Origin of the sequence: Fibrobacter sp. UWB7 (assembly GCF_900142945.1) — a bacterium.
Lineage (GTDB): Bacteria > Fibrobacterota > Fibrobacteria > Fibrobacterales > Fibrobacteraceae > Fibrobacter.
The window spans coordinates 1-25,316 of sequence record NZ_FRCO01000004.1 but is presented as its reverse complement, the minus strand read 5'-3'; the positions used below and the strand labels follow the sequence as shown (position 1 = coordinate 25,316).

Below are 25,316 nucleotides of genomic sequence, written 5' to 3'. Positions count from 1 at the left end.
CGAGATTTGCTAAATTTGTCGCGATGAAATCTCTTATTCGCATATTGCTTGTCCTCAGCTTGGCGATGATGGCTGGCTGTAAGACAAAAGACCCTGTCGTTGTTACTGTGGGCGATTCCAAGTTGCACCAGTCGGAGCTTTACACGTACGCTCCCGATTGGGATTCCTGGGGCGACCGCGAGCGCATTCTCTTTTTGCAGCGTTGGATTGATGAAGAACTCGTTTATCAGCAGGCGGTAAAAAATGGCGCATTGCAAGATTCTGTGCTCATCCGTATGATTGAACGCACAAAGCGCAAAATCGTTGCTGATTATTTCATGCAGACTTATCTCGATACGATGATTGTAAGCGATGTCGAAAAGATTGACTTTTACCATAAGAACCAGAACTTGTATTTGAATGGGAAAACTTCGGTCTCGGGTGCAATTCTCACCTTTGCCGACTGGAAGTCTGCGGTGCTGTATTATAAAGAGTTCAAGAATACCAAGTTTGAATCGATTCCGCCTAACCATCGCTTGGTAAAGCGCATGAGAGAATTTGATGGTGTCGATGTGACTCCGGACCCGTGCATGATTCCGTCTATTCGTCGAGCTGTGGTGGGCCGCATTACTCCGATGAAGGTTTGCGATGGCGCCGCTAAGATTGCCGTGGTGACAAACCGCCTGGACTCCGCTGATGCCCGTCCGCTTGACGAAGTGATTGAAGATGTCTCTATGCATGCTTGGGTGGAACACCAGAATACGGTTGTGAAACGCCTCAAGGATGAATGGAAAACGGGAATTCCCATAATTACGAAGATGAACGTATTTAGTGAAAAGGAAAGATAATGATCAGTAATCGAATTGCCTCTTTAGTTTTTGCCCTCTCTGTTGGCTGCTTTGCTGAGCCTGTGTTGATGGAGGGGATTGCGGCTGTTGTCGATGGCAAGCCGATTATGCGTTCGGAGTTCATGAACAACCTTTACAGGTTCCAGGAAACACCCGAAGCTGCAAATATGACTGAACAGCAGCAGAAAGATGCAGTGCTGGATCGCATGATTGAAGAAAAGGTTTTGCTCAGCCGCATTGACCGCGATTCGATTGTGATTTCGGAAAACGAAGTGGACCAGCGTGTGACTTCGCACCTTCAGTCTATTGCCGCAAGCCAGAAAATTGATATGGCAACGCTCGAAAAGGCTGTACGTGCCCAGCTCGGTCTTTCGATGATTCAGTATCGCGAACAGCTCGGTAAGCAGATTCGCAACCACATGGAAATTTCCCGTGTGCGCCAGCTTCATGTGGGCACGATCCACCCGACCAAGAAAGAAGTGGATTTGTTCTATAAGGATTACAAGGATTCGCTCCCGCGCCAGTTCAACTGCGTTTTGCTAAGCCATATCCAGATTCCTGTGAAACCGGATTCCATGATTGTGGATTCTGTGAAGCATGTGGCTGAATCTTTGATTGATAGTCTCAACTTCGGTATCAAATTTGAACTTTTGGCTCAGCGCCATTCGCAGGACAGCTCTGCTGCAAAGGGTGGCGATCTCGGTTACTTTAAGCGTGGTCTCTTGGACCCTGCTTTCGAAAAGGCTATTGAACATTTGAAGAACGGTCACTATGCCTCGACTCCGGTCAAGACGGACCTGGGTTGGCACATTGCCCGTGTGCTTGGCCGTAAGGAAGATGGCGTTCGCTCTGCGCAAATTCTCTTGCGCACGATTCCGACCGCAAAGGATACTGCTGCAGTCGTTGCTCTCGCCGATTCGCTCCGCAAGAATATTAAGACGAAGGATGAATTTGCCAAGGCAGCAAAGAAGTACAGTGAAGACAAATCCAGCAACTTCCAGGGTGGTTTGCTTGGCTGGTTCCAGCGTAACGAAATGGAACCCGCTTATGTGGATCCGGTTGCCAATTTGAACGTCGGTGAAATTTCTGAACCGGTCATTATTGATGGCGCTTATCACTTGTTCCGTCTCGACGATTCCCGCCAGGTGCGCGAACTCACGCTCGAAGAAGATTACGGCAAGATTGAAATGATGGCTGCCACTCACTTGGAAAATGAAAAGCTCCAGAAGCTCATCCAGAAGTGGCGCAAGGAAGTTCTCGTCGAAATCAGAATGACGGAATAATATGATCCATTTTACTCACGTCACGAAATCTTACGAAGCCAACTGGAAGGCGTTGAACAACGTCACTTTCCGTATTAACAAGGGCGAGTTTGTTTTCTTGACGGGGCATTCCGGCGCCGGAAAGTCGACGGTGCTGAAACTCATCTACATGGACGAACGTCCGGACGAACAGCGTGGTGGCCAAGTGATGGTCAAGTTCTCGGACAACGTCTTGTACGATAGCAAGAACACGCCGGACGATAGAATCCAGGCGCTCCGCCGCAAGATGGGAATTATTTTCCAGGACTTTAAGCTGTTGCCGGACCGCAATGTTTTTGAAAATGTGGCTCTGGCGCTCCGCATTGTGGGTACTCCGAGCAACAAGATTAATGCGGCTGTTTTTGACGCGCTTGCGCTCGTGGGCATTAGCCAAAAGCGCTTTGCAATGCCTTACACGCTCTCGGGCGGTGAACAGCAGCGCGTGGCGATTGCCCGTGCGATGGTGCACAACCCGTATTTGCTTTTGGCGGACGAACCGACCGGTAACTTGGACCCGAAAAACGCTGAAGAAGTCTTCTGCATTTTCAAGGAAATCAACGCCCGCGGAACAACCATCCTCATGGCAACGCATAACCCGGACTTTTATTTGAACAGCCCGTTCCGTCGCCTTGAACTCAGCCACGGCGAATTGCTTAACAGAGATATTCTTTAAAACATCGATTAAAAAAGGCGATGCCGCAACAAGTGCGGCATGACATCATAAACACTTTGTTTAATTGCATTGTCATCCCGGACTCAGTTCCGGGATTACCATCATGTTTTAAGAAAAGAAATGCCCCGCATCCGCGGGGCACATTTCCTAGAATAAGCGTTCCCTAGAACAAGCTCGGATCTTCGCTAGAACCTTCGCTTTCACCGCTTCCGTCGCTAAACGGGTCTGCCGGCGAAATGCGGCTCACGCGCTTGATCTTTTTGGCGGTGAACTTGCTTCCGAGAGCCTTGTAGCCCTTGACTTCCGCAATTTCCGTCAAGTCGAGTTCTTCCTTCTGGACTTCACGACCGACCTGGTATTCCATCAGTTCGCGTGCGTCATCAGTTGCAAAGAGCTCGATGAACTTCGTGTCCTTGTGGTCAGAAACAACGCTGAATTCCGTCGTCATGGGGCAGCCTTCAAGGTTGAAGCGCTTGACCATGTAGTTGAAATTCGAGCCTTCGAAGTAGAGCACCGTAAAGACCTGTGCCGGGTCGTACTTGTGCAGGTACTTGATGTTCGAACCGACGAGAATCGGGTCTGCCATGTTGTGGACGCGAGCGCTACCATCTTGCTTGATGATGAGCAACTTGTCGTTTTCGCCAAACTCACCGAGGCAATCGCCCTTCTTCTGCGTCGAGACGATACCGCTCGGAGCGTCGAAGTAAAGCACTCTTGCGCCAAGTGTCGAAACGCCCTTGCGGAGTCTCTTGACCGTTTTGACCGGGTACTTCGAAACGATATTGCCGAGAGCGCCACGGCCCTTGACTTCGACTTCGCTGAAGTCCACTTCAAAGTTCAGCTTGATGCGCGGACGCGGCTTCAAGATGACTTCGACCACTTCGGCTTCGCCGTTCATGTTGCTCGACATGTAAAGAATCTTGCTACCGGGCTTGTTCTTGCCCATGTAGTAATCCTTGTCGCGAGTCACGCCGCCGACGTTGAAACGCTTGATGTAAGCGTAGCCATCCTTGCCATCCTGGTGGATGACGTTATAGATATGGCGTTCGTCGTCCTTGTTGAACTTTTCAACGAGAATGATGTCCTTACCGACAAAGTCCTTGTCGCTGACCTTCACGACCTTGAAGCTTCCGTCGGCCTTGAACACGATCAAGTCATCGTATTCCGACACGTCGAAGAGGTATTCTTCCTTCTTCATGCCTGTGCCCACGAAGCCTTCCTTGCGGTTCACGTAAAGCTTCTGGTTTGCAAGTGCCACGTGTACGGCATTTACCTTACCGAATTCGGCAATCTGCGTGCGGCGTTCCTTGCCTTCGCCGTACTTCTTCAAGATGTTCTTGAAGTGGTTCACGGCGTAGTCAATGATATGTTCCTGGTTGTATTTGCAGGTCGCGATGCTCTCTTCGAGTTCCTTCAAGAGCTGGTCGGCCTTTTCGCGGTCGTAATGGCTTATGCGGCGGATCGGAATTTCAATGAGCTTGCCGATTTCCTCGTCCGTAACGGTCTGACGATGCAGACGCTTGAGGTACGGCGTGAGGCCTTCGCGAACGAGGCGGATAATTTGTTCACGGTCCTTCGCCTTCTTGATGACCTCATAGACTTCCTTCTCGATGAATATTTTTTCGAGCGTGGTCATGTGCCACTTGTCTTCGAGGTGCTTGAGTTCGTTGGCGAGTTCCCATTCCAAAAGCTTCACGGTGTGTTCCGTGTTGAGCTTCAAGATGTCAGAAACACCGACAAATTTCGGGTGCTTGTCGATAATGACGCACGTGCAAGGAGAGAGCGACTTTTCGCAGTCCGTAAAGGCGTAAAGCGCATCGATGGCGACCTGCGGGTCCGTCCCCGGCTGCAAGTGCACGAGAATTTCGACGCCCTGGCTCGTGTTGTCATCCACGTGCTTGATCTTGATTTTGCCCTTGTCGTTTGCCTTGACAATGCTTTCGATGAGGCTCACGGTCGTGGTGCCATACGGAATTTCGCGGATGGCGAGCGTCTTGTTGTCGACCTTTTCAATCTTCGCGCGGACCTTGACCTTGCCCCCGCGTTGACCGTCGTTGTAGTCCGTGACGTCGATAATGCCACCCGTGAAAAAGTCCGGGTAAAGCGTAAACTTCTTGCCGCGCAGGCAGGCGATGCTAGCTTCGCAGAGCTCGCGGAAGTTGTGGGGGAGGATGGAAGTCGAAAGACCGACTGCGATACCGTCGACGCCCTGAGCCAAAAGCAACGGGAACTTGACCGGGAGCGTGACCGGTTCTTCGCTACGGCCGTCATAACTCGGGATCCATTCCGTTGTTTCGGGGTTGAATACGACATCGACAGCGAATGGCGTGAGGCGGCCTTCGATATAACGGGGGGCTGCAGCGCGGTCGCCCGTGTAGGGGTTACCCCAGTTACCCTGGGTGTCGATGAGCAAATTCTTCTGACCGAGGCCCACAAGTGCATCGCCAATGGAGGCGTCACCATGCGGGTGGTAAGCCATCGTTCGACCGACGATTGTTGCCACCTTCTGGTAGCGTCCGTCGTGGTTTTCGAACATGGAATGCAAAATACGGCGCTGAACAGGCTTCAGGCCATCTTCAAAATATGGGACCGCACGGTCCAAAATCACATAGCTGGCGTAATCGAGGAACCAGCCGTCATAAAGTCGTTCTAGGTGATTGACGTTAGATAAACCTAGAGTAGTATCGGGTGTTTCTTGATTCATGGCTCGAAATGTAGTAAAAATTTCCTGTCAGAAAATTTTGTAGTGCTCATTAGGGCAAAATGTTGCGGTGCAACTGTCCTTATCTCGCGACTCTAACGCTTTGCATTTTGCCGGTGGTGCGGTTGCGCAAGAAGTAGATTCCCGAGGTTTTTACGGTGCTGGCGGACTTGAGCATTGTTGATGCATCGCTAAAGCCGTAGGCCGAGAGCTTGCCCAAGCGTACGCCTTGCACATCAAATACATCGTAATTTTGCAGCGAGCTCTGCTCTAAGCGAATCTTGTTGCCGAATTTGCCGCCGTTATCGTCAATGGCTATCGGCGGTTCCAAAGCGATTGAATCAAGCGAATCCAGCGGATGTCTCGTGATGCCTCGGGACCACATGTTCTTGCTGTCTGCCCAGTGCTTAATGAAATATTGTTCAAGCCAGTCCATAGCAGGGCGATTTTTTCCATCTTTGATGAGGCCTGTATTTGTGGGGCTCATCCGCGGCGTTTCCCCGTAAATGTAGCCCCAGAGAGTGACTCCCGCAACATATTCCGATTCCATGAAAACGGGAATATGTTCTGCAAAGCAAGCTTTCTGAAGGTTGTCATCATCCGTACCGATGCTGTATTCTGTAATGAGCAAGGGAATCTTTATCTTGTCGTAAATTTTTTGAATGCCGTCCCGTATTGTACTCCCGGCAATGCACTTTATCTCAGGGCCAGAACCTTGGATCATCCAGTTTGCTGCCTGCAATCCAAATGCATCGATAGCCGCATTTTGTTCTTGAAGTTTCAGAATGAGATTAACCGTCGGATCGTTTTCCCAACGCATTTCGTCATAATCGTTGTAAATCAGGGTCGCATAAGGCCAGCGTTTACGAGCCATATTGAAGGCCGTGGTCACAAACTTGTAGTCGCCATCGTCGCCGCCGAGAGCCTCAATTACGTTGTTGTAGGCATCAAATCCGGAATGATAGTGACCTGTGCTATTACGGACCGCTCCATCGACAACTTCAATCTGGTGAATTTCGGGATAATGCTTGGCAACTGCGTCAAACCAAGCCGTAATGGCTTCCTTGGTTTCGTTCACGTCGAGCCCATTCAGCCAATGTGGCAAATGCGTCCCTTTCAGCAGATTGCGGAACTTGAAGGGCATGCGAGTATCCCATCGATTTAAGACAGTCCATTGATGAACGGCATCGCATTTTGAAAAATCGTAATTGCCGCGTTCCTTTTCGACGGCAATCCATGTGCACGCGTTATCCGTAGTAATTTCATTCCAGTAGTCCTCATAATCTTCGGGAATGGATTGACCATCGACAATGACATTACCTAGACGTTTTTCTGCACCGTTGGCAAGGCCTAGCATATAGCGACGAACTCTCGAATCCTTGAAATATTCCTTGAGCCAGGTTAATGCCGGGCGCTCTACACCGTTTTTAATAAGGCCGGAATTACCCTCCTCCAACCAAGTTTTGCCGTAAATGTAGCCCCAAAGGGTAATGCCCTTCACGTATTCTGTTTCCATCAAGAGCGGAATATGCTCTATGTAGCACTTTTTCTGAAGATTATCGTCCTTGTCTCCGACATCGTATTGTGTAATGTATATGGGAAGGCCCGTTTGTTCGTGTGCATCGTTAAGTGCGCGTTTGAGGACGGAGAAATGCAAGCACTTGCGTTTGCCGCTCCCTTGTGTGGTTGTTTCGTGAAACTGCATTCCAAAGGCATCAATCGGCGCACCCTGGGCCTTGATTTTCTTAACAAGGTCTATGGCTAGCTCCTTATTCCATTGGATTGTATTGTAGTCATTGTAAATTAGGATGGCTTTGGGCCAGCGTTCACGTGCCATTTTAAAAGCCGTGACCACGAATTCGTAGTTTCCGCTATCGCCGCCAAGGGCTTCAACCAGATTGCTGTTGGTATATCCAGAGTGATAGTTGTTGTTGTTGATTTTGACGGCTTCGTTTACCACTTCAATCATTTCGAGGTCGGGATAACGTTCTTTAACCGCATCAATCCAATCAGTCCAAGCCTTTTTTGTTTCGCTAGCGTCGAGAGTCTTTCCCAACCACTGCGGCTTTTGCGAACCCCACAACAGGGTGTGAAACGAGAAAATAGCCTTGTTCTTTCTTGCCCAGTTATAGGCGAGGTCGCAACCCGTCCAGTCGTACTCACCACGCGTTTTTTCGACATGGCCCCAAACGCACTCGTTCTCGGCAGTAATCTGGTTCCAGTATGTGCCAAAATCATCAGGGATTTCGCCAAAAGTTGTGGTATTGCCAAGAAATTTTGCAGCACCATCGGCCATGCCTACACCCGCAAAAGAAAATGTTGATGCGGCAATGGCTAATGAAAATGCCTTAAACATCGTTGAAATTTTATTCATGACAACCCCAGATTTTTGATGGCTACAGCATGTAATAATAAAACTACCTCGAAAACGTAGGAAAATTACTCTTATCTAGAAATCTTTCATTGACAAAATATCTATTATTGCATAAATCCACGTAAATATACATTGCTTTGTATACTCAATTTAGGGATAATATGAAAAAGAATAGACTTGCATTGCTTCCGTTTATCTCGGCATTACTTTTAGTGGGCTGCGGTGAAGAATCCCCGTCTGAACCTTCTTCCGTATCCAATAATGTTCCTGCGGACGGATCAAGCGTGGAGTCTATTTTTGACTTAGGTAAGTGTACATCCGATAGGGATGGCTCTGTCATTTTTGTTGAGGATGAAGAAATAGACTATCGTTGCCTAGATAAAAAGTGGGAAAAAGTTGAGAAATTATCTAGTTCCAGTGATGAAAAGACTTCTTCGTCTTCAAAGAAATCCTCCGATTCGAAGAATAGCTCCTCTTCGTCTAAGGAAGAATCGGCTGGGTCTAAGGATAAATCCTCTTCTTCTAAGAACAGTTCTTCGTCATCGAAGATAACTTCGTCTGATTCAGGCGACAAAAAATCCTCGTCGTCTAAGGCAGTTTCTTCTGATTCTCGCGATAAGTCCAGTAGTTCTCAAAAGTCTAGTAGTTCGCAAAAATCAAGTTCTAGTGTCACACCTGAATCGAGTTCTAGTGTTGTTGGTTCTGGAGAAAATGTAAAGACGATTGCAATTAATAAGAAATCCTTTAAGGGGGTTGCTGAAAAGGGACCTTTTGCGGTGGGAAGTACCGTTAAATTGTCTGAACTTGATGGTGAGCTTGATTTAACCGGAACGAACTTTGAATGGGAAGTGACTGGTAAACAGGGGGGCTATACCTCTCCAAAGGTTACGTTGTCTAGTCAATATGCTCAGTTACAAGTCAATGGCAATTACTATAATGAAAACTTGTTTAAAAATTCAACATCGCCGGTGACTTTGCGTGGTATTGTTGACTTGAAAGATCGAGAAAGCGTAAACATCAATGTGCTGATGCATTTGGCTTATAAGCGTGTGGTCTATCTTTTTACCAAGAGTGGCGAGTATAAAAATGTTCCTGCGGCAAAGGCTGCCGCTGAACAGGAAATCATGAAGGCTTTTGGTTTTGGTGGTGCTAACCATCCTTTTGAGGATTTGACGATTTTTGGTAAAACATCGGACGATGCCAAATTGCTTGCCGTATCGATTCTTTTGCAGGGAGATTTGGAAGAAACGGATTTGTTGAGTCGTCTTACGAGCATTGCTAATAATATTGAAGAAGATGGCACTTGGGACAACAGTGAAAAAATGCGAGTTTCTATGGCAGACTGGATTATGTCCTATTCGTATGGGATGGTCGGCATTCGCCAGATGCTCGAAGAGATCAATCCTCAAGTACCGGCATTCGAAAAGTATGTAAGCTTGTTTGTTGGTGAAGCATATGGCTTCGGTGCGTGCACGGATGAAAATGATGGTGATTATGTTCAGCTGAAAAATGGTAATAGCAAGAATCTCGGTGAATACTATGTCTGTGAAGATAATGTATGGCGAATGATGTTCTCCACTGAAAAACTTTATGAAAGAGCTTGTACTGCCAAGAGGGCTGGAGAGTTTATGACGACCCCGCGCAATGAAATTTATATCTGCGATGGGGGCAATGGATATTGGCGCCCAGCAACGACTTACGACCATCCGAAAGAATACTACATGAATGATGAAGTGGATTACGGCAAGTTAAAGGATACCCGTGATGGTAAGGAATATAAGACGGTCGTTATTGGTACTCAGACTTGGATGGCTGAAAATCTGAACTATTACGATAAGGATAATTATAATTTGGTCGGTAATGCCAAGTGCTATCAGGAAGAAGATAAAAACTGCGATGTTGGAGGTAGGCTTTATTCGTGGACCGCTGCGATGAATATCTCTACGAAGTATAGACTCAGTTGGTATGATAAAGATATTCAATATCCGCATCAGGGAATTTGCCCAGATGGTTGGCATATCCCTGATTCTACTGAATGGCGTACTTTAGCAGATTATGTAAAAAAGGTTGACGGTTCTTCGGGACTTTTGATGTCATCTAAGGGTTGGAAAGCTTCAAGCTATAAGCCGTCGACAGATCCCTATGGATTTTCTGTAATTCCGGTGGGCGCCTATTATGGAAGATATGCCGATGCTCATGCGGATTTCAGTCAAACGGAATTTGATGATGACGGTTTGTTTGCGAACTTCTGGTCTGCCGAGGAAGGTAAAGAATTTAATTTAGCGGTTTATGTCTTCTTTGATTATAGAAGAGATTATATGTCGATGACTGCTAGTGTTTATAACGAAAAGGAACGTGGATTTTCTGTTCGCTGCGTAAAGACTGAGGATGAATCCGAAGAGTAGTCCTTTTTTTGAAGTGCGAATTTTTCTATCTTTGCGCTCAGATCGGTCAGTTCGAAACCCATCCTGACTTAAAACAAAACTAGGAGACTTTATGCGTTCAGAAGCTGAACTCGAAGGTGTTACGCTCTTGGGCAACAACAAAACCCAGTACAAGACCACTTACAGCCCCGAAGTGCTCGAAAAGTTCCCGAACAAGCATCCGGGTAACGATTATATGGTCACGTTCAACTGCCCGGAATTCACGAGCCTTTGCCCGAAAACCGGTCAGCCGGACTTTGCCGAAATCAAGATCAACTACATTCCGGACCAGTATTTGGTGGAATCCAAGTCGCTCAAGCTTTACATGTTCTCGTTCCGCAATCACGGGGATTTCCACGAAGACTGCGTGAACATCATCATGAAGGACTTGGTGAAGCTTTTGGATCCGAAGTACATCGAAGTCGAAGGCATCTTTATGCCGCGCGGTGGCATTTCTCTTTATCCGTTTGCAAACTATGGCAAGCCGGGTACTGAATTCGAAGCTATCGCCAAGACGCGCCTCTTCGCCGCTATCGATAGGAGAAAGTAATCGTGCAAAACGAACTCCTTATGATAGCCTCCATTTTCGTGTTCTTTGGAGGCTTGGTTGCTTTTTTCCGTTTTTTCGGTAAGCAGGGCATTTTCGCTTGGACCGTCATTGCGACAATTGCCGCAAATATCGAAGTCTTAATTCTTGTGCACGCCTTTGGCCTCGACACGACGCTCGGCAACGTTATTTTCGCATCCTCCTTCCTCGCGACGGACATCATGAGCGAGGTCTTTGGCAAAAAAGAGGCCAGCCGCTGCGTGAAAATCGGCATTCTCGCGAATGTGACGTTTATTCTCATTTCGCAGAGCTGGTTCTTGTACATTCCCGCCGATGGCGATACGATGGCGGAACCGATCCGTATGGTGTTCTCGAATACGCCGCGCGTGATGCTCGCGAGCTTGTTTGCATACGCAATTTGCGAAATGTTCGATGTCTGGGCTTATCACGCTTGGTGGAAGTGGACTGAAAAAAAGTTTAAGGATAAAAAAGCGTACTTGTGGGTCCGTAACAATGGTTCGACTCTTGTAAGCCAGCTCATGAATGTGTTCGTGTTCAATTTGCTTGCGTTTGCGGGCGTTTTCCCGTGGAATACCATTGGCGAAATTCTCGTGTTCGGCTACGGCATCTTTGTCATTACGACGCTTATGGATACTCCGTTTGTGTACCTTGCCCGCCGCATCTCCGAAAAACACCCGGAACTGCTGAAAGATTAGGCTTGTCATCCTGGAGCGTCGCGACGGGATCCAGAGCCATCTCGTCGCACATTGTCATCCCGGCCTTAGTGCCGGGATCGCCTTTTTATAGAGCAAAAAAAATCCCGCTTTCGCGGGAATAATGTTGTTTAGAATTCGTATCCGAGTTTTAGACTGGCATCGGCGTAGAAAAAATCTTCGGTATCACCAACTGTTTGGACTGTTACGCCTGATTGGAGTGAACCGTCGATGAAAAATCCGCTGTTAAAACGTAGCGTGTAACCACCTGTTAAGGCGAATGTGTATTGAGTGACTGGTAAATTGAGTTTTATGTATTTATATTCAGAATTGTGGGAAGAGTCGTATCTATCTGTGAATAAGAAATCATATGTGCCCCAAGCACTCAATGCTGCAATTTCAAACAAAAGACCTGTATGCCAATTTCCATGGGTTGTAGCGATGAGCTTGCTGAATTCCAATCCAAAGCCGAACCCCTGATCGTACGAATAAGAATAAGAGCTAAAAACGTCGCGTAGAGGGAAGTCGCGGTTGTAGTATCTCACATGAGCCTTAACGTCAAAATTACTCCCGACACGGATTGAAACGCCGACCATCGGTCCCCATTGAGCCAAACCTAGCGGATCCATCCAAAAACCGAGTTTTGTTTCTTTAGCTTTTGTCCACCAAACGGAGTTTGGATCTTTCTCTGGGGAAAGCTTTGGAGGGGTGTTGTCAAAATTCTCTTTGGTTCCGTTCTTGTACGTGATTTCGCTGATAGATTCTTTCTTTGCTGTGTAGGTTGGGCCTTCGGGATTGTTGAATTTCTTATAGCGAACCGTTGTTTCGTCAATTTCGAGGACGTTTGCTTCTTCGCGGGTTCCGTTTTTCATGGAGATGATGTCTTGCGCGAAGGAGGGGAGGGCAAAAGCTGCGACTAATGCGAGCGAAATAATTGTTTTTCCCATAAAAGTTCCTGGTAGGGGTATTTTTTGAATTTGATGAATTGTAAAAATTTTATAAATATACGTAAACTACACAAATGGGCAGTTTTTGCCAGGTTTTGCCGCCTTGTGATGGCGCTTAAATCTTTTTAAACTTTAAATTTGTATATTGTTACCATTAAACCCAAAAACTTGAGAAGAGGATTTTATGAAGTTTTCCCATGCTTTGATTTTGGCTAGCTCCCTTGCTTTCTTTGCTTGCGGTGGCGATGACGATTCTCCGTCTGCAGCTCCGTCCACTCCGACTTACGATTGCTCTGTAAGCGAAGCAACTGGCATCAAGGTTGTTTATCCGGCTGGTGGCGAAACGTTCAAGATTGGCGAAACGATTGATGTTATTTTCGGTGTTGCTGTTGAAGACAATGGCTACCGCATCATCTTCAAGAAGAATGCTAGCGATCAGGGCATTGATTTGCTCGATGAACCTTATGACTTGAATGGATCTGCAGATGGCAAGACCTGCTATACGGCAAAGGTCAAGCTCGATGCTGAATCTGTTGAAGCTACTATGACTGGCGCTATCCGCGTTGCTCCGTACAACAAGCAGAATAAGGGCAACAACTCCGGTCTCTTCATTGTCAAGGAATGATTCCTCAATTCAATGATCAAAGTATCACCGTAGCCGTTGTTGGTTGCGGTGGTTTTATTGGTTGTCACCTTCTCGACGCCATTTTGACGCGCACTAAGTGGCGCGTTTTTGGCGTTGATTTGGATTTTTATAGAATCCAGCACCGACTGAATGACGAACGTTGCGAGTTCATGGTCGCAGACCTCGCCGATAAGAGCGTCGTTGAACGTATTGCTAAATATCCGATTGTTGTGAATTTGGCGGCAATTTGCACGCCGAGTCGCTACATGGCGGAGGCTCCTGAAGTTATCCGCAGCAATTACGACCATCCGGCAGCTTTGGCTGATGCTTGCGCAAAGTCGGGTTCCTGGTTGATTCATTTTTCGACGTCTGAGATTTACGGGCGCACGTCGGCGGATTCGGACTTGCTTGTTGAAGACGAATCCGAGCTGACCTTTGGACCGGTGACGGCGAGCCGTTGGAGCTATGCGACTGCAAAGCTTTTGACGGAACGCTATATTGCAGGTCTCCAAAATTTGAAGTGGACGGTGGTTCGACCGTTCAACTTTGTCGGACCGTACATGGACTTTATGCCGGGCGTCGATGGCTCGGGCATTCCGCGAGTGCTCGCGAATTTCTCCTCGGCTCTTGTGCGTGGCGAGCCGCTGAAGCTTGTGAATGGCGGTGTTGCAAAGCGCAGTTTCACGAGTGTATTTGATGCGGTCGATTTTATGTTCGCTCTGTTTGAAGCGGAACTCTCGACAAGTGCAACAGGAAATGCCGCGGAAAAATCGCCGCTGTCACAGGCGTTTAACATCGGGAATCCGGAAAACGAACTTACGATTGCGGAACTCGCCAATAAAATGCGCAAGATCTTTGCCGAAATCAAGGGCGTAAGTGTTGATACAATTCCTGAACCGGAAGTAGTTTCTGGCGTAGGATATTACGGCGAAGGTTACGAAGATTCCATGCGCCGTTTGCCGTCTGTAGAGAAGGCGGAACGCTTGCTGGGCTTTAAGGCAAAGACTCCGATTGACGTCGTTCTGCGCGAATCGCTCGAATGGTTTGTAAATCACTATGGATCTGAATCGTCATCCTGAGCTGCGCGAAGGATCCAGTTATGTCTTGTTCTGCGATAGATTACTTTATTTTTGTTCCTGCGTACAACGTAGAGAATACACTTGGTGATGTCCTCTCCAAAATTGATGAATCTGTTTTGTCGCGTGCACACGTGCTTGTGATTGACGATGGCTCGCGTGATGGAACGGCTCAAGCGTATGAACACTTTATGTCGAATTGCGCGGAAAATGCGGAAAGTGCGGGAAATGCATGCGACCTCAAATCGCGTTTTGAATATTTTAAGTTTGAACAAAATAGCGGCTACGGTGCCGTTGTCAAAAAGGGCCTTGCGGAAGGAATAGCTTCTGGTGCGGCGTTTGTCGCATGCTTGCACGGAGATGATCAATACCCTGCTGAAAAGTTGGGCGCGTTCTTTGCCGAAATGGAAAACTGCAATCTCGACTTGTTGCAGGGCTCGCGCCATGCGGTTGCGGGGGAGGCAAAACGCGGTGGCATGCCTTTGTACAAGCGCGTTGGCGGAGCGTTTTTGACGGCGCTTGAAAATTTGGCTTTCCGTGTGAAACTTACGGACCGTCACAGTGGCTTTATCGTTTATTCTTCGCGATTCCTGAAAACCGTTGATCTGAATCGCTTGAGCATGTCGTTTGATATCGATTTGGAACTGATTGCGATTGCCGATGCTCGCCGTTTCGCGATTGCGGAACTCCCAATCCCGACGCGTTACGCTGATGAAAAATCGAACCTCAATGTGGTCACGTACGGCTTGCGCGTTTTGTGCCAAATCTGGCGAAGAATGCGAGCTTCGAAGCTTTAAGTTCTACTCACAAAAATTGAATAACTGGTTACTGTCTACTTCCTGCCGCCTACTTCCTACTAAAAAACATATATTATAAGCATGGTTAAAGATTTAATTCATGCTTTGAATGGTGTTCTGCTTGGCAAGCAGGATCAGGTTGAAATGCTTGTGATGGCGCTCCTTGCCGATGGTCACGTGCTTATCGAGGACGTGCCGGGGACGGGCAAGACGACGATTGCAAAGGCGCTTGCCGCAGCGATTGGCGCTGATTTTGCGCGTATCCAGTTTACTCCGGATTTGCTTCCCGCCGATGTGACGGGTGGCGCTGTGTTCAAGGCGAATACGGGCGAGTTTGAAATTCGCAAGGGACCTGTCTTTACGCAGGTACTTTTGGCGGATGAAATCAACCGTGCATCTCCGAGAACGCAGAGTGCGCTTTTGGAGGCGATGGAAGAGCGCCAGGTCTCGCTGGAAGGAGAACGCCATGCGCTCCCGAAACTTTTCATGGTGCTTGCAACCGAGAATCCTGTGGAATTCCATGGCGTGTTTCCGTTACCTGAAGCGCAAATGGATAGATTCTTGGTGCGCCTTTCCCTTGGGTATCCGACGGCGGAAACGGAACTTGGCATTTTGCGCGCGCATCGCGATGGACGACCGCTTGACACGCTCAAGGCGGTGACGACTCCCGATGAAATTATTGCAGTGCGGAACGATGTCCGTAAGATTCACATTGATGAATCTCTTGAAATGTACGTGGTTTCGCTGGTGCAGGCAACGCGTGTAAATCCGGCAGTGCGTTTGGCGGCAAGCCCGCGTGCGGGAATCAACCTCATCAAGATGGCACAAGCTTGCGCGTATGTCGCGGGTCGCGATTTCGTGAATCCCGATGACATCCAACATGTGTTCTTCCCGGTGATGGAACATCGTGTGTTTGCAAAAGATTCGAACACGCCCGGTGCCTCTAGACAAATTCTCGAAGGCATCTTGAAACTGGTGCGAGTGCCGAAGTAATACGTTTCGTCATCCTGACGCCAAAGGCGGAAGGATCCAGTGAAGTTTTTATGATGCATTTTTTCCGCTGGTTTATAAACGCCATTCCGAGAAGTCCCAAGCGCAAGGGACTCTTGATGCGTTTGTACTACATTTGGCAAGAAGGCTTTACGCAGGTGGGGCATGCGGCGGCAGCGCTGATGCTGTTCTCGATGTTTGCGGGAGCGGTGCCTGGATTCTGGGCGGCGTGGGTGTTTTGCGGCTTGGATTTCATGTATTTTTTGGCACTTGTGCCATGCCTTTTTATGACCGCACGCAAGAGCAAGTTCAAGGCGGGCGACATTTCTGTCCGGAACGTTTATGAGGGGGAAACGTCGACCATTGACTTGCATGTTACTGCTGAAGACAAGCTAAATGCGGTGTCGCTTGGATGTTTCCGCATGGATCCATCGCTCAAGTGCGAAGAGTCCGCACTTGTTGCGATTGCTGCGGGCGAGACGGCGAAACTCACTTGCAAAATCCAGACGAAAAAGCGCGGCGCATTTGAAATCCCAAAAGTGGCGGTGATTATTCCGGAAATCAATGGTGCCTTGCGTTATGCGGCGAATGCAGGGAAAGCGGAATTGCTTGTGTTCCCGCGACCGTTGCGTGTGGGAGCGTTCCCGTTTTTGACATCGGGCGCGAGCGGTGTTGTATTTGCTCCGCTGCTGATGCCGAGTCTTACACGCGGGATGGATTTTGTGGGCGTGCGCGAATATCGCGAGGGCGATTCTTTGCGCGATTTGCATCACAAGGCTTTTGCACGTTACGGAAAGCCATTCACGAAAGAATTTGAAACGGAACGTGGCGCGGGTGCGATTCTCGTGCTAGATGTAACTGCTCGTAACTTGCGCGAAAAATCGGCTGTTGAAATGTTGATTCGTTTGGCGGCTGGGGTGGGTTTGTGGCTTTTGGAACGCAAGGCGCTTGGGCGATTCTTCATTGGTGATGACGAAATTGCGCTTGTGCAGGGGGATGGTGGCGTGAGCTTCTTGGAAGCGCTTGCGCGAATCCCGGCTGCGTCTTGGCTAGAGGCGCGCACTTCGAAAGGTCCGCGTGCATCTCGAAATACTGTAAATTCTCGAAGTGCGACAAGTGCGCCAAAACTTTGGTCACCGGCGGCACGCCCGCTTGGCCCTGTGCTCCGCATGGGGCTTTTCGCGACTGAAGATCCGCTTGTGCATAAGCAGGTGATTTTGGATGCGCATTCCAAGTTGACGGACGAATCTAAGATCGCAATTTCCGATGATGTTTTGGCTGTGAACGCGGCGCTTCTCGAACGCGTTTTTAATGAACGATTGCATCGTGAACGAGCGCATTTAGAGCGTTCGCCTGAAAGTTCCCGCGAAGCGGAGGTCAGTCTATGATGAACTTCCGTGAAATTTGCAAGACGATTTTCTTCTGCATCGTTTCCATCAATTTGGGCGTTTCAAGTGGACTTGAAATTCTTGGCTTTGTTTTTGCAGCCTTGTTTATCGCGATTCACGTCAAACAATATTTGCTTTCAAAGTCTGCGACGAACCAGAGAAAAATCCCGCGTTACAGAAAAATTTTCGCATACGGTGCGATTGTCCCGTGTGCATTGTGGTGGGTACTCACGCCGAGCGTTGAAATGGGCGTCTCGCCGTACTTGGTCTTTATCCCGGCATGGTATTTACTTTACTTGGCATGGTTGCAAAAGCGGAGTCTCGGGAATGGCGGCTACGAAGTCTTTGTCGTGTTTAATGGCATTGCTGCGCTTTTCATGGGACTGTTCCAAGCGCCTCGCGCAAGCGTAATCAGTGCTGTTGTGGCGCTATTGCTTGCTGTATATGCGTTCGGTCGTCCGCACGTTGCTCTTTACAAGCGGCTGCTTTTTGTATTACTTTATGCGAGCTTGTGTGGCTCATCGTATCTCGGATTTAAATATTGGAAGAGCAATCGCTATTATAGTGGCCGTTGGGCTGAAGAGTATTACGTGAAAAATCGCGTGATGGGATTTGATCCCGTGGCTGCATTGGGCTCCTTCTCCAGTAATTACAATTCCAAGTACAATAGCGAAATTGTCCTTCGCGTTTGGGACACTCTTGCTCCCTCGTATCTGCGTGCTGCTGCCTACGAAAAATATGTGGCAGGCATCTGGAAACTCCCAACAAAGGCCGAAAAGAAACTTTATCCGGCTCGTTATCGCGTAGATTATGCAGTCTTTGAATCCGAAGATTCAGCGGCTGTAGCTCCAAACGTCAAATCAGTTTGGGTGCAAGCGACACTCAACAATTTTGGCTTTATGTTTGCGCCTGCGAATGTTGTGGGCGTGGCGAGCAAAAATGCAGACTCCTTGGATTACTATTCGACGAATATTTTTGCGGGCGCGAATGGAACTCGTAGCGACTGGTATTATTACGTGCCGGACTCTGCGGAAACACTTGCGATTACAGCGCATTTACCAGCGGATTCCTCGGCATTTTCTTCGGTTGACTCTTCAACGACATTTTCGGCTTTTTTGCAAATCCCGAGTAAAGAAATATCGCTCTTGGACACGATCGCCGCAGCGATGTCACTCCCGCTCGCGCATCCGGTCCAAACTTTAAAAACAATAGAATCCTATTTTATCCATAATTTCAAATACTCGTACATCGTTCCCGGTCGAACTCCAAATTCTAAAACCGACCCCATTGCTCTTTTCTGGAAAACCAAGGAAGGTTATTGCGAGTACTACGCAACGCTTGCGACACTCCTCTTGCGTCATCAGGGAATCCCTGCGCGCTACGTGACTGGTTTTGCTCATCCTGAACACGTTGCGGGGCGTCCGTATGCGACTTTCCGCCGGCGTCATAGCCATGCCTGGGTCGAAGTTTATATCGACCATAAGTGGTACATTTTTGATCCGACACCGCCATTGACCGAAATGACTTTTGCAAAACCCTCCTGGCTTTCAACAAAGCTTGAAGGTTTGAAAGGTCGATTCTCTTATGTGATGCATTTACTCAAGGATGGCGAGTGGCGCCGTATTGTCGATAGCTGGCAAACCGCTTCGGAACGTATCGTTTCTAGCCCTGTACTTTACGTTGTACTTGTTGTCTTGCTCCTTGTTTTTGCTTTGCTCAAGTTCCGTGGGCATCGTCGCCAAATAAGTCAACAAAATGTTTCGAAGAGTGCTGCCCAATGGATTGCGCTCATTGATGATGCTGAAAAAAGACTTGCTCGCTTGGGCTTCAATCGAGCTCCCGGCGAGACTGTTCCCGTTTTTGCTAAACGTGTGGAACAGTCGTTAAATACTGTGCAGACAACTGTGCGAACAACAAAAAAGGCGAGCCGCAAGGACTCGCACTTTGAACAAAATTTGTCTGCCGCATTAGAGCAGTTGCGTGAATACGAACGCAACCGCTGGCGTGCTTAATTGGCTGTTTCGAACTTGTAGACTTCGCTTGCAGTCTGCTTTTCAACAGCGTCGGATTGCTTCATTTCCGGTTCCATGAAGAAAATGGAGGGGAGTGTTAAAGTGACTTGGTTGCCGTTGACAGCGATGGTGGGGGTGACCGAGATGGTGCTCTTTGCCATGCATTCGTTGCCGATTTTGGCCACGAGCGTGAGCGAAGTGCCTGCGATGCTCCAATCGCCATAGGTCTTTCCTGTGCCGGTAATGCAATCTGCCTTGCTTAAGCTGGAGTTGACGAATTCAAATTTATTGACGTTTTTGGCATCGACATAGAACTTGAGTGTTGCCGGGTTTGCGGTTAAGTCGTGGCTCGGGTCGATGAGGGATACGACTTCTCCTTCAACGGTTCTTGTAACGGTCGGTCCGTTGATGCTCCAGGTGCCCATAAGGCAATCTGCGGAAAGCCCGGTGGAGCACTGCTGTGCTTTGGACGGAGGGGTGGTCGATGTATCATCACCGCAAGCGACGAGCATGGCGGCTGCAGCAAGGGTTGCCAAAATTTTGATTGTCATAAAATCCTCTTTTTAGTGGGAATATATATAAAAAATTCAATGTTGCAGAACCCTACAACGCGATTTTCCAAAGATTTAACATTCTTTGTGAATAGAGAATATATTATGAAAAGTTGTTGGGGGGCATTTTCAGTGCCCCAAGGAGTGTTAGATGAAAGTCTCGCGTTTCGTGGGCTTGTTTTTCGGTTTGGGGCTTGCCGTGTCGGCTCATGCTGCCCCAGACCCAAATTTCCACATTTATCTTGCTTTTGGCCAATCCAATATGGAAGGCCAGGGCGACGTCGGTAGTCAGGATAAGACCGTTGACGAACGTTTCCAGGTGCTCTGGGCGGCAAATAATGGTTCTTGTTCAGGGAAAACCAAGGGAAAATGGGCTACGGCAGTGCCTCCGTTGGCGCATTGTCAGGGCGCAAAACTTGGACCTACGGACTATTTTGGCCGCACGATGGTCGAAAAGACGGATTCTAAAATTAAGGTGGGTGTTATCGTCGTGGCTGTTGCCGGGTGCAGTATCCAACTGTTCGACAAGGATGGCTATGCCAATTATGCTAGGTCCCAGCAGAGCTGGATGACGCAGCGCATTAATGAATATGGTGGAAATCCTTACGGTCGCTTGATTGAAATGGCTAAGAAGGCTCAAGAAGATGGTGTCATCAAGGGGATCATCTTCCACCAGGGTGAAACGGATGCTGGTGACGGTCAATGGCCCTCCAAGGTCAAAAAGGTTTACGATAACATTATTAAGGATTTGGGTCTTGGCAATGATGTGCCGTTCCTTGCGGGCGAAGTGTTGCGTAGCGGCTCTAGCAAGGGCGCGAACAACAATATCGCTAAACTCCCGCAACAGTCAAAAAACTTTTATGTAGTTTCATCCGAAGGATTTAATCAGGCTCTTGGCGATGGACAGAATGTCCACTTTACTTCGCAGGAATACCGCGACTTTGGCAAGCGCTATGCCGAAAAGATGATTGAGGTTCTCGGAAGCAAGTTGGATCCTGTTGCTGAATCGAGCAGTAGCGAAACGCAGTCGAGTTCGTCAGAAGCGGAAAGTTCATCGAGTGTTGATGTTTCTTCGAGTTCGACTGTAGGCGGAATTATCTTCTCGGATGCCGTGCGTTCTGTGTCGATTGGTCATGTGGCGTATGCAGGTGATTTTGTACAAGTTCCGCTTTCTCTATCGAATGCTGGCTTTGTGAATATTCGCCTTTATTCTGTGCTCGGTACAGAGGTGGCTAGTGTGAGTCGCTTGTTGAGCTCGGGTTCGAGTAACGTTCTGGTTTCTAAGCGAAAAGTTCCTGCGGGCGTTTATATGATGAGCGTTATGACATCGTCGTCATACATTATACAACGCGTGAATTTACAATAATAAGTTCTCCTCACGCTAAGGGCTCCGTGTTCGCACGGGGCTCTTTCTTTGTGTTTTTTTTATGGAAAAAAGAGTGAAATGTGTTAAAATGTGCTACTAAATCATTGAAAACTTAATTTTAGTAGCATGATTTTGATACAAAGTAATTGAAAATTAGGGCGTAAACGCTGAAATTTGAGTTGGATATGCTACTAAATATCAAAAAACGAAATATTAGTAGCACGAACAGGGTTGTTTATGCCTTTTTTACTACATATAAAGTCGAAAATTGTGCTACTAAATCGCTGAATTTCGTGTTTTAGTAGCATGTTTTTGGGAAAAAGTCTTTTTTGAGAATGAAATGTTGCGGAAACACTTATTCGATACTCACGACTTCGAGCTCGTCACCTGAAACTTTGAACTTGACTTCAAATTTGGCAAAGTTGAATCCGTAAACACGCTCGGGATCGTTCTGGTAAGCGGGGCGCGGGTCCTGCTCCAAGACTTCTATCAGAGCGGTGCGTTTTTCTTCACTCAGCTTTGCAAGTACTTCGGGGTTCTTGACGTGTACTTTGTTCTGCTTCACGGCGTCTGCAAAACCGCCGACCGCTTCGGGATGCGCGTCCGTGTAGGGGAGGTACGGCTTGATGTCGACAATCGGGGTGCCGTCCATGAGGTCTGCGCCGCTCACAACGATTTCAGGACCTTCAGGACCGTCGAGGTTGATGTTTTCAATCTTCACGCAAGAAAGTGCCACCGGATTCGGGCGGAAGCTTGAACGTGTGGCGAAAACGCCGAGACGCTTGTTCCCGCCGAGTCTAGGCGGGCGCACGGTTGGGCTCCATGTGCTGCGGATGTTTTCCGAAAAAATCCACATAATCCACAAGTGGCTAAAGCCCTCAAGACCGCGGAGTGCATCGGCATTGCGATATTCCGGTTCAAAGCGTATTGTGGAACGCAAGTTCTGCACAAGCCCGCTCTGTCGCGGAATGCCAAACTTTTCACGGAAATCGCTTTTAATTCGCGCAATAATTCTAAACGTCAGTTCTTGCATCGCCTAACAACATAGCAAAAAAGAAAGGCCAGAGTTTGCAAGCATTCGCTTTGGACTCTAGCCTTTTTAAGTGTGGGATTGATGATTATTGAAACTTATTTAATCGCAATCGCTTTTTTCAAGAGCAACTTGCCGTTAGCGCCGACAACCTTTGCGATGTACTTGCCGTTCGGGAGCTTTTTGAGGCTTACGCTTCTGTTGCCGTTCACGTCTGCAGTGAGGAGCGTCTTGCCGTTCAGCGCGATAACTTCAAGCTTGCTTTCGCTCGGAACATTCACCTGCAAAGTTCTATTCTGCTGCGTGAGTGTTGCCTTGCCAATGTTGAGTGCTACCTTGTTGAGGCCGGTGGGCGGAACTTCGACGAACTTAGTGCCTTCCGGAGCGCCCACGATGGTGCCACGGCCCACGGTGCTCATGTAAACAACGCCGAAGGTGTTCATGTCACCCTGCACGAAGTTTCCGTTACCCGGACCGCCGAACTGGTGCAAGTCGTCGTTCACGCGTTCAAAGGTCTTGCACTTGTCTGTACTGCGGTAGATGCCAATCGGATCGCCGGACTTTGCCGCGCCCCAGATGAAGATGGTTTCGTAGTCGCTGCCTTCTTTGGCCTTGCCGATGCCCACGGCGATTGCGGTAGAAGCGCCTTCACAGCGGTTCCAGCTTTTGCCTCCGTCTTCTGTGTAGGCAAGACCGTATTCCGTGAAGCCCTTCGGCTGCCAGACTTGAGCCTGGTCCATCGGAACCCAAAGATGTCCTTCTCTCTTAGGAACGGTGCGGATGAGTCCGCCGCCGTTGTAGTATTCGCCGGCCTGTTCGTTCTGCAAACGGGCTTCGGATTCAGCAAAAGTCTTGCCTCCGTCGGTAGATCTGTAAAGCGAGCCCATGCCGCCCATGACGTAGAACGTTTTGGGGTCCACCGGGTCTGCGACGATTCGGGAATAGTTTGTCTGCGTTCCGGTTTCAACGGCGGTCCAGCTGGCACCATTGTCGTCGGATCGGTAAACGGTGGCGCCCTGGTCTGGACGGTGCAACATGATTTTGCCGTCAGCAGAAAGTACCACCAAGCCCTTCGGGCCCTTGAGCGTGGTCTTCACGCTGTCCCAAGTCTTGCCCATGTCGTCGCTGCGGTACATCACGTTGAAGTTCTGCGAATCGTACTTGCCGTAAACGGTAATCACGCCTGTGCGCACCAAGCTTCCGGTGAGCGGAGCGTAACCCATGCTTTCGGTCGTGCCGATGGTCGGCTTGTGGCGCTGGGCGCTCTGCTTGATGTCCGTATAGACTGCGCCGTCGTAGTCACCGATGGCGGTGACCAGCGGGCCTCCCGGAATGCTCACGATGTCGAGCGGCACAGTCTCTTCGATACCCTTGGACATGAACTTCCAGAGAGGAACCTTTGCCGAAACGTCTTCGGTCATAAAGATGCCGTTACCGCTAGTGACCCAGGCCTGCTTGTTGTTGAACGGGTTGATTTCAAGAGAACCCGCCCAGTGGATGGCGTTGCCCGGGATCCAGTCGGTGCCGTTGGCGTCGATGTTCGGAATGTCATTGTAATGCTGACCGTGATTCCATGTCTTGCCGCCGTCTGTGGTGGCATAGATGCGGTCGCCGTAGTTTTCCTTTTCGTCTTTGGTCACGTGGCGGCCGGTGTACTTGCCCAGCGTCGAAATCACAATGTGGTTCTTGTCCTTGGGGTCAATGGCGACGCCGCCGTAAGAGCTCTTGTCCTTTTCGTAGCTCTTGGTGGTGCTGCCTTCGTGTTCCACGGAATCGCTCGGGGTAAGGTCGGTCCACGTGCCTCCAGCGATATTGTACTTGTAAAAACCACCACTTGCGATGTTATACGGACCGGGGCCGTCAGCAAATGTTACGTACATGTCTCCGTCGACAATCTTTGCGCGGTGGGGCATGAGTCCTGTGGGAACGCCCTTGATGGCTTCCCAGGTAGCGCCGCCGTCGTGGCTTACTTGCAAATTATCCTTGGTTTCGGAAATGCCGATGTAGATGGTCTTGGTGGAACCGTCGGCGTTCTTGCCCTGCGATTCGTCGAACATCACAAAGCTGATGCCGTTCACGCCGTTCAGGCTGGATTCTGTGGCGGTAGAAAGGGCGACCTTGTAGGCGCTTGTCCAGGTCTTGCCGTAGTCGGTACTCTTGTAAAGTCCCTTGGTGCGGCTACCGCAGAAGATGATGTTTCCCTTGTTGGGGTCCACGGCGAGCTTTTCGCCGGTCTGGCGGCCCATGCCGTTACCGTGGGCGAGCATTTCCACATAGCTAGTGTCCCAGGTGGCGCCGAAGTCTTCACTGCGGAGCACGGCCGTGCGGCCCTTGCTGAAATAGCCGGTTCCTGCCAGCACGTAAATGCGCTTGGGGTCGTTGGGGTCGAGAGCAAAAGCTTCGGTACCGTAAAGGCCCTTGTCGTTTTCCGAGATGAAGTCCATTAGCGGAATCCAAGTCTTATTTTGAAAATCGAAACGATAGATACCGCCCACGTCAGTGCGGGCGTAAAGCAAATTCTCGGCCTTGGGGTGGAACATCACGGCAGAAACGAATCCGCCACCATCGAAGCGGACGTTGCCCCATTCGTATTTTTCGGCGCTTGCGCTCGTGGCGAGGGCGAGTGCGGCGATGCCGATTATTGAAATTTTACCAAACATATCGTCTCCGTTGGAATTTTGAGAACAATTAAAACCCTTAAAACTATAGTTAATATATATAAATATTTGAAAAAGCGGTTCTTATATAAACCTTAATTTGAGAAAAATTTTGAGAACATTTTGAAAATGAGGTTGGTTGTAAAATGTTATGCCCCTTTTTCTGTGTTTAAATCATTTTACGCAAAAAAAGAAAAATTTCCGGAATTTTTTCCTCAAAATAGCGTGTTAATGTAATAGGTGGGGAATGATCCTTGCCGTTATATGAGGATTTAAAATGACAAGAGATGAATTTGCGCTTTTTCTTAAAGGACTCAA

At 48.7% G+C, this 25,316-nt stretch carries 19 protein-coding genes; 13 read left to right on the top strand and 6 right to left on the bottom strand.

Features of this window, described 5'->3' with window-relative positions:
* Window positions 1-23 precede the first annotated feature (23 nt).
* The 3 genes from BUC30_RS11780 to ftsE are packed head-to-tail and all read left to right on the top strand — an operon-like array spanning window position 24 to window position 2,801.
* Entirely contained in the window at window positions 24-827 is an 804-nt protein-coding gene (locus BUC30_RS11780) for a hypothetical protein (protein ID WP_244536614.1), read from the top strand.
* Window positions 827-2,110: a peptidylprolyl isomerase gene (locus BUC30_RS11775; protein WP_073425046.1), complete on the top strand. Its 1,284-nt coding sequence runs from the start codon at window positions 827-829 to the stop codon at window positions 2,108-2,110. Before BUC30_RS11780 ends, BUC30_RS11775 begins: the two co-directional genes overlap by 1 nt.
* Window position 2,111: 1 nt before the next feature.
* Window positions 2,112-2,801, top strand: coding sequence for a cell division ATP-binding protein FtsE (ftsE, locus tag BUC30_RS11770; RefSeq protein ID WP_073425045.1), 690 nt, complete (start codon window positions 2,112-2,114; stop codon window positions 2,799-2,801).
* Between the two features lie 163 nt (window positions 2,802-2,964).
* Here ftsE and BUC30_RS11765 read toward each other — a convergent pair whose 3' ends face one another.
* Window positions 2,965-5,505: a DNA gyrase/topoisomerase IV subunit A gene (locus tag BUC30_RS11765; protein ID WP_073425044.1), complete on the bottom strand. Its 2,541-nt coding sequence runs from the start codon at window positions 5,503-5,505 to the stop codon at window positions 2,965-2,967.
* A 79-nt stretch (window positions 5,506-5,584) separates the two neighbouring features.
* A complete protein-coding gene (locus BUC30_RS11760) occupies window positions 5,585-7,876 on the bottom strand; it encodes an endo-1,4-beta-xylanase (RefSeq protein ID WP_073425043.1) in 2,292 nt (763 codons plus the stop codon).
* A 161-nt stretch (window positions 7,877-8,037) separates the two neighbouring features.
* On the opposite strand from BUC30_RS11760, the gene BUC30_RS11755 reads away from it, so the two are divergent.
* The 3 genes from BUC30_RS11755 (at window position 8,038) to BUC30_RS11745 (ending at window position 11,562) form a co-directional block, all read left to right on the top strand.
* Entirely contained in the window at window positions 8,038-10,281 is a 2,244-nt protein-coding gene (locus BUC30_RS11755) for a fibrobacter succinogenes major paralogous domain-containing protein (RefSeq protein ID WP_073425042.1), read from the top strand.
* Window positions 10,282-10,372: 91 nt separating this feature from the next.
* The gene (gene queF / locus BUC30_RS11750) at window positions 10,373-10,849 is read left to right on the top strand and encodes a preQ(1) synthase (RefSeq protein WP_072827383.1); all 477 of its coding nucleotides are present in this window, start codon (window positions 10,373-10,375) and stop codon (window positions 10,847-10,849) included.
* A gap of 2 nt (window positions 10,850-10,851) precedes the next feature.
* Window positions 10,852-11,562, top strand: a complete 711-nt coding sequence (locus tag BUC30_RS11745) for a queuosine precursor transporter (RefSeq protein WP_170861543.1) — start codon at window positions 10,852-10,854, stop codon at window positions 11,560-11,562.
* A gap of 128 nt (window positions 11,563-11,690) precedes the next feature.
* On the opposite strand, the gene BUC30_RS11740 is transcribed toward BUC30_RS11745, so the two are convergent.
* Window positions 11,691-12,506, bottom strand: a complete 816-nt coding sequence (locus tag BUC30_RS11740; RefSeq protein WP_073425041.1) for a hypothetical protein — start codon at window positions 12,504-12,506, stop codon at window positions 11,691-11,693.
* A gap of 184 nt (window positions 12,507-12,690) precedes the next feature.
* On the opposite strand from BUC30_RS11740, the gene BUC30_RS11735 reads away from it, so the two are divergent.
* The 6 genes from BUC30_RS11735 (at window position 12,691) to BUC30_RS11710 (ending at window position 19,394) form a co-directional block, all read left to right on the top strand.
* Window positions 12,691-13,131: a hypothetical protein gene (locus BUC30_RS11735; RefSeq protein ID WP_073425040.1), complete on the top strand. Its 441-nt coding sequence runs from the start codon at window positions 12,691-12,693 to the stop codon at window positions 13,129-13,131.
* On the top strand, window positions 13,128-14,210 hold the full coding sequence (locus BUC30_RS11730) for an NAD-dependent epimerase/dehydratase family protein (RefSeq protein WP_073425039.1): 1,083 nt from the start codon (window positions 13,128-13,130) through the stop codon (window positions 14,208-14,210). Before BUC30_RS11735 ends, BUC30_RS11730 begins: the two co-directional genes overlap by 4 nt.
* A gap of 20 nt (window positions 14,211-14,230) precedes the next feature.
* Window positions 14,231-15,004, top strand: a complete 774-nt coding sequence (locus tag BUC30_RS11725) for a glycosyltransferase family 2 protein (RefSeq protein ID WP_073425038.1) — start codon at window positions 14,231-14,233, stop codon at window positions 15,002-15,004.
* An 81-nt stretch (window positions 15,005-15,085) separates the two neighbouring features.
* Window positions 15,086-15,997 (top strand): AAA family ATPase, encoded by a 912-nt coding sequence (locus tag BUC30_RS11720; RefSeq protein ID WP_073425037.1) that lies wholly within the window; start codon window positions 15,086-15,088, stop codon window positions 15,995-15,997.
* Window positions 15,998-16,047: 50 nt separating this feature from the next.
* Window positions 16,048-17,382, top strand: coding sequence for a DUF58 domain-containing protein (locus BUC30_RS11715; protein WP_244536613.1), 1,335 nt, complete (start codon window positions 16,048-16,050; stop codon window positions 17,380-17,382).
* Window positions 17,379-19,394, top strand: a complete 2,016-nt coding sequence (locus tag BUC30_RS11710; RefSeq protein WP_073425036.1) for a transglutaminase-like domain-containing protein — start codon at window positions 17,379-17,381, stop codon at window positions 19,392-19,394. The genes BUC30_RS11715 and BUC30_RS11710 overlap by 4 nt, the downstream gene beginning before the upstream one ends.
* Here the strand turns inward: BUC30_RS11710 and BUC30_RS11705 are convergent.
* Window positions 19,391-19,945 (bottom strand): hypothetical protein, encoded by a 555-nt coding sequence (locus BUC30_RS11705; RefSeq protein ID WP_073425035.1) that lies wholly within the window; start codon window positions 19,943-19,945, stop codon window positions 19,391-19,393. The two genes, BUC30_RS11710 and BUC30_RS11705, sit on opposite strands and share 4 nt — an antisense overlap.
* A 151-nt stretch (window positions 19,946-20,096) precedes the next feature.
* Here BUC30_RS11705 and BUC30_RS11700 point away from each other — a divergent pair, with 151 nt between their 5' ends.
* Window positions 20,097-21,311, top strand: coding sequence for a sialate O-acetylesterase (locus BUC30_RS11700; protein WP_073425034.1), 1,215 nt, complete (start codon window positions 20,097-20,099; stop codon window positions 21,309-21,311).
* Window positions 21,312-21,666: 355 nt separating this feature from the next.
* Here BUC30_RS11700 and tsaA read toward each other — a convergent pair whose 3' ends face one another.
* A complete protein-coding gene (tsaA, locus tag BUC30_RS11695) occupies window positions 21,667-22,344 on the bottom strand; it encodes a tRNA (N6-threonylcarbamoyladenosine(37)-N6)-methyltransferase TrmO (RefSeq protein WP_073425033.1) in 678 nt (225 codons plus the stop codon).
* Window positions 22,345-22,439: 95 nt separating this feature from the next.
* Window positions 22,440-25,001: a VPS10 domain-containing protein gene (locus BUC30_RS11690; RefSeq protein ID WP_073425032.1), complete on the bottom strand. Its 2,562-nt coding sequence runs from the start codon at window positions 24,999-25,001 to the stop codon at window positions 22,440-22,442.
* Window positions 25,002-25,316 lie beyond the last annotated feature (315 nt).

What these genes read in the sequence shown, in the direction of transcription:
- BUC30_RS11780 (WP_244536614.1), top strand. Translation starts at nt 24, where the DNA reads ATGAAATCTCTTATTCGCATATTGCTTGTCCTCAGCTTGGCGATGATG.
- BUC30_RS11775 (WP_073425046.1), top strand. Translation starts at nt 827, where the DNA reads ATGATCAGTAATCGAATTGCCTCTTTAGTTTTTGCCCTCTCTGTTGGC.
- ftsE (WP_073425045.1), top strand. Translation starts at nt 2,112, where the DNA reads ATGATCCATTTTACTCACGTCACGAAATCTTACGAAGCCAACTGGAAG.
- BUC30_RS11765 (WP_073425044.1), bottom strand. Translation starts at nt 5,505, where the DNA reads ATGAATCAAGAAACACCCGATACTACTCTAGGTTTATCTAACGTCAAT.
- BUC30_RS11760 (WP_073425043.1), bottom strand. Translation starts at nt 7,876, where the DNA reads ATGAATAAAATTTCAACGATGTTTAAGGCATTTTCATTAGCCATTGCC.
- BUC30_RS11755 (WP_073425042.1), top strand. Translation starts at nt 8,038, where the DNA reads ATGAAAAAGAATAGACTTGCATTGCTTCCGTTTATCTCGGCATTACTT.
- queF (WP_072827383.1), top strand. Translation starts at nt 10,373, where the DNA reads ATGCGTTCAGAAGCTGAACTCGAAGGTGTTACGCTCTTGGGCAACAAC.
- BUC30_RS11740 (WP_073425041.1), bottom strand. Translation starts at nt 12,506, where the DNA reads ATGGGAAAAACAATTATTTCGCTCGCATTAGTCGCAGCTTTTGCCCTC.
- BUC30_RS11735 (WP_073425040.1), top strand. Translation starts at nt 12,691, where the DNA reads ATGAAGTTTTCCCATGCTTTGATTTTGGCTAGCTCCCTTGCTTTCTTT.
- BUC30_RS11730 (WP_073425039.1), top strand. Translation starts at nt 13,128, where the DNA reads ATGATTCCTCAATTCAATGATCAAAGTATCACCGTAGCCGTTGTTGGT.
- BUC30_RS11725 (WP_073425038.1), top strand. Translation starts at nt 14,231, where the DNA reads ATGTCTTGTTCTGCGATAGATTACTTTATTTTTGTTCCTGCGTACAAC.
- BUC30_RS11720 (WP_073425037.1), top strand. Translation starts at nt 15,086, where the DNA reads ATGGTTAAAGATTTAATTCATGCTTTGAATGGTGTTCTGCTTGGCAAG.
- BUC30_RS11715 (WP_244536613.1), top strand. Translation starts at nt 16,048, where the DNA reads ATGATGCATTTTTTCCGCTGGTTTATAAACGCCATTCCGAGAAGTCCC.
- BUC30_RS11710 (WP_073425036.1), top strand. Translation starts at nt 17,379, where the DNA reads ATGATGAACTTCCGTGAAATTTGCAAGACGATTTTCTTCTGCATCGTT.
- BUC30_RS11705 (WP_073425035.1), bottom strand. Translation starts at nt 19,945, where the DNA reads ATGACAATCAAAATTTTGGCAACCCTTGCTGCAGCCGCCATGCTCGTC.
- BUC30_RS11700 (WP_073425034.1), top strand. Translation starts at nt 20,097, where the DNA reads ATGAAAGTCTCGCGTTTCGTGGGCTTGTTTTTCGGTTTGGGGCTTGCC.
- tsaA (WP_073425033.1), bottom strand. Translation starts at nt 22,344, where the DNA reads ATGCAAGAACTGACGTTTAGAATTATTGCGCGAATTAAAAGCGATTTC.
- BUC30_RS11690 (WP_073425032.1), bottom strand. Translation starts at nt 25,001, where the DNA reads ATGTTTGGTAAAATTTCAATAATCGGCATCGCCGCACTCGCCCTCGCC.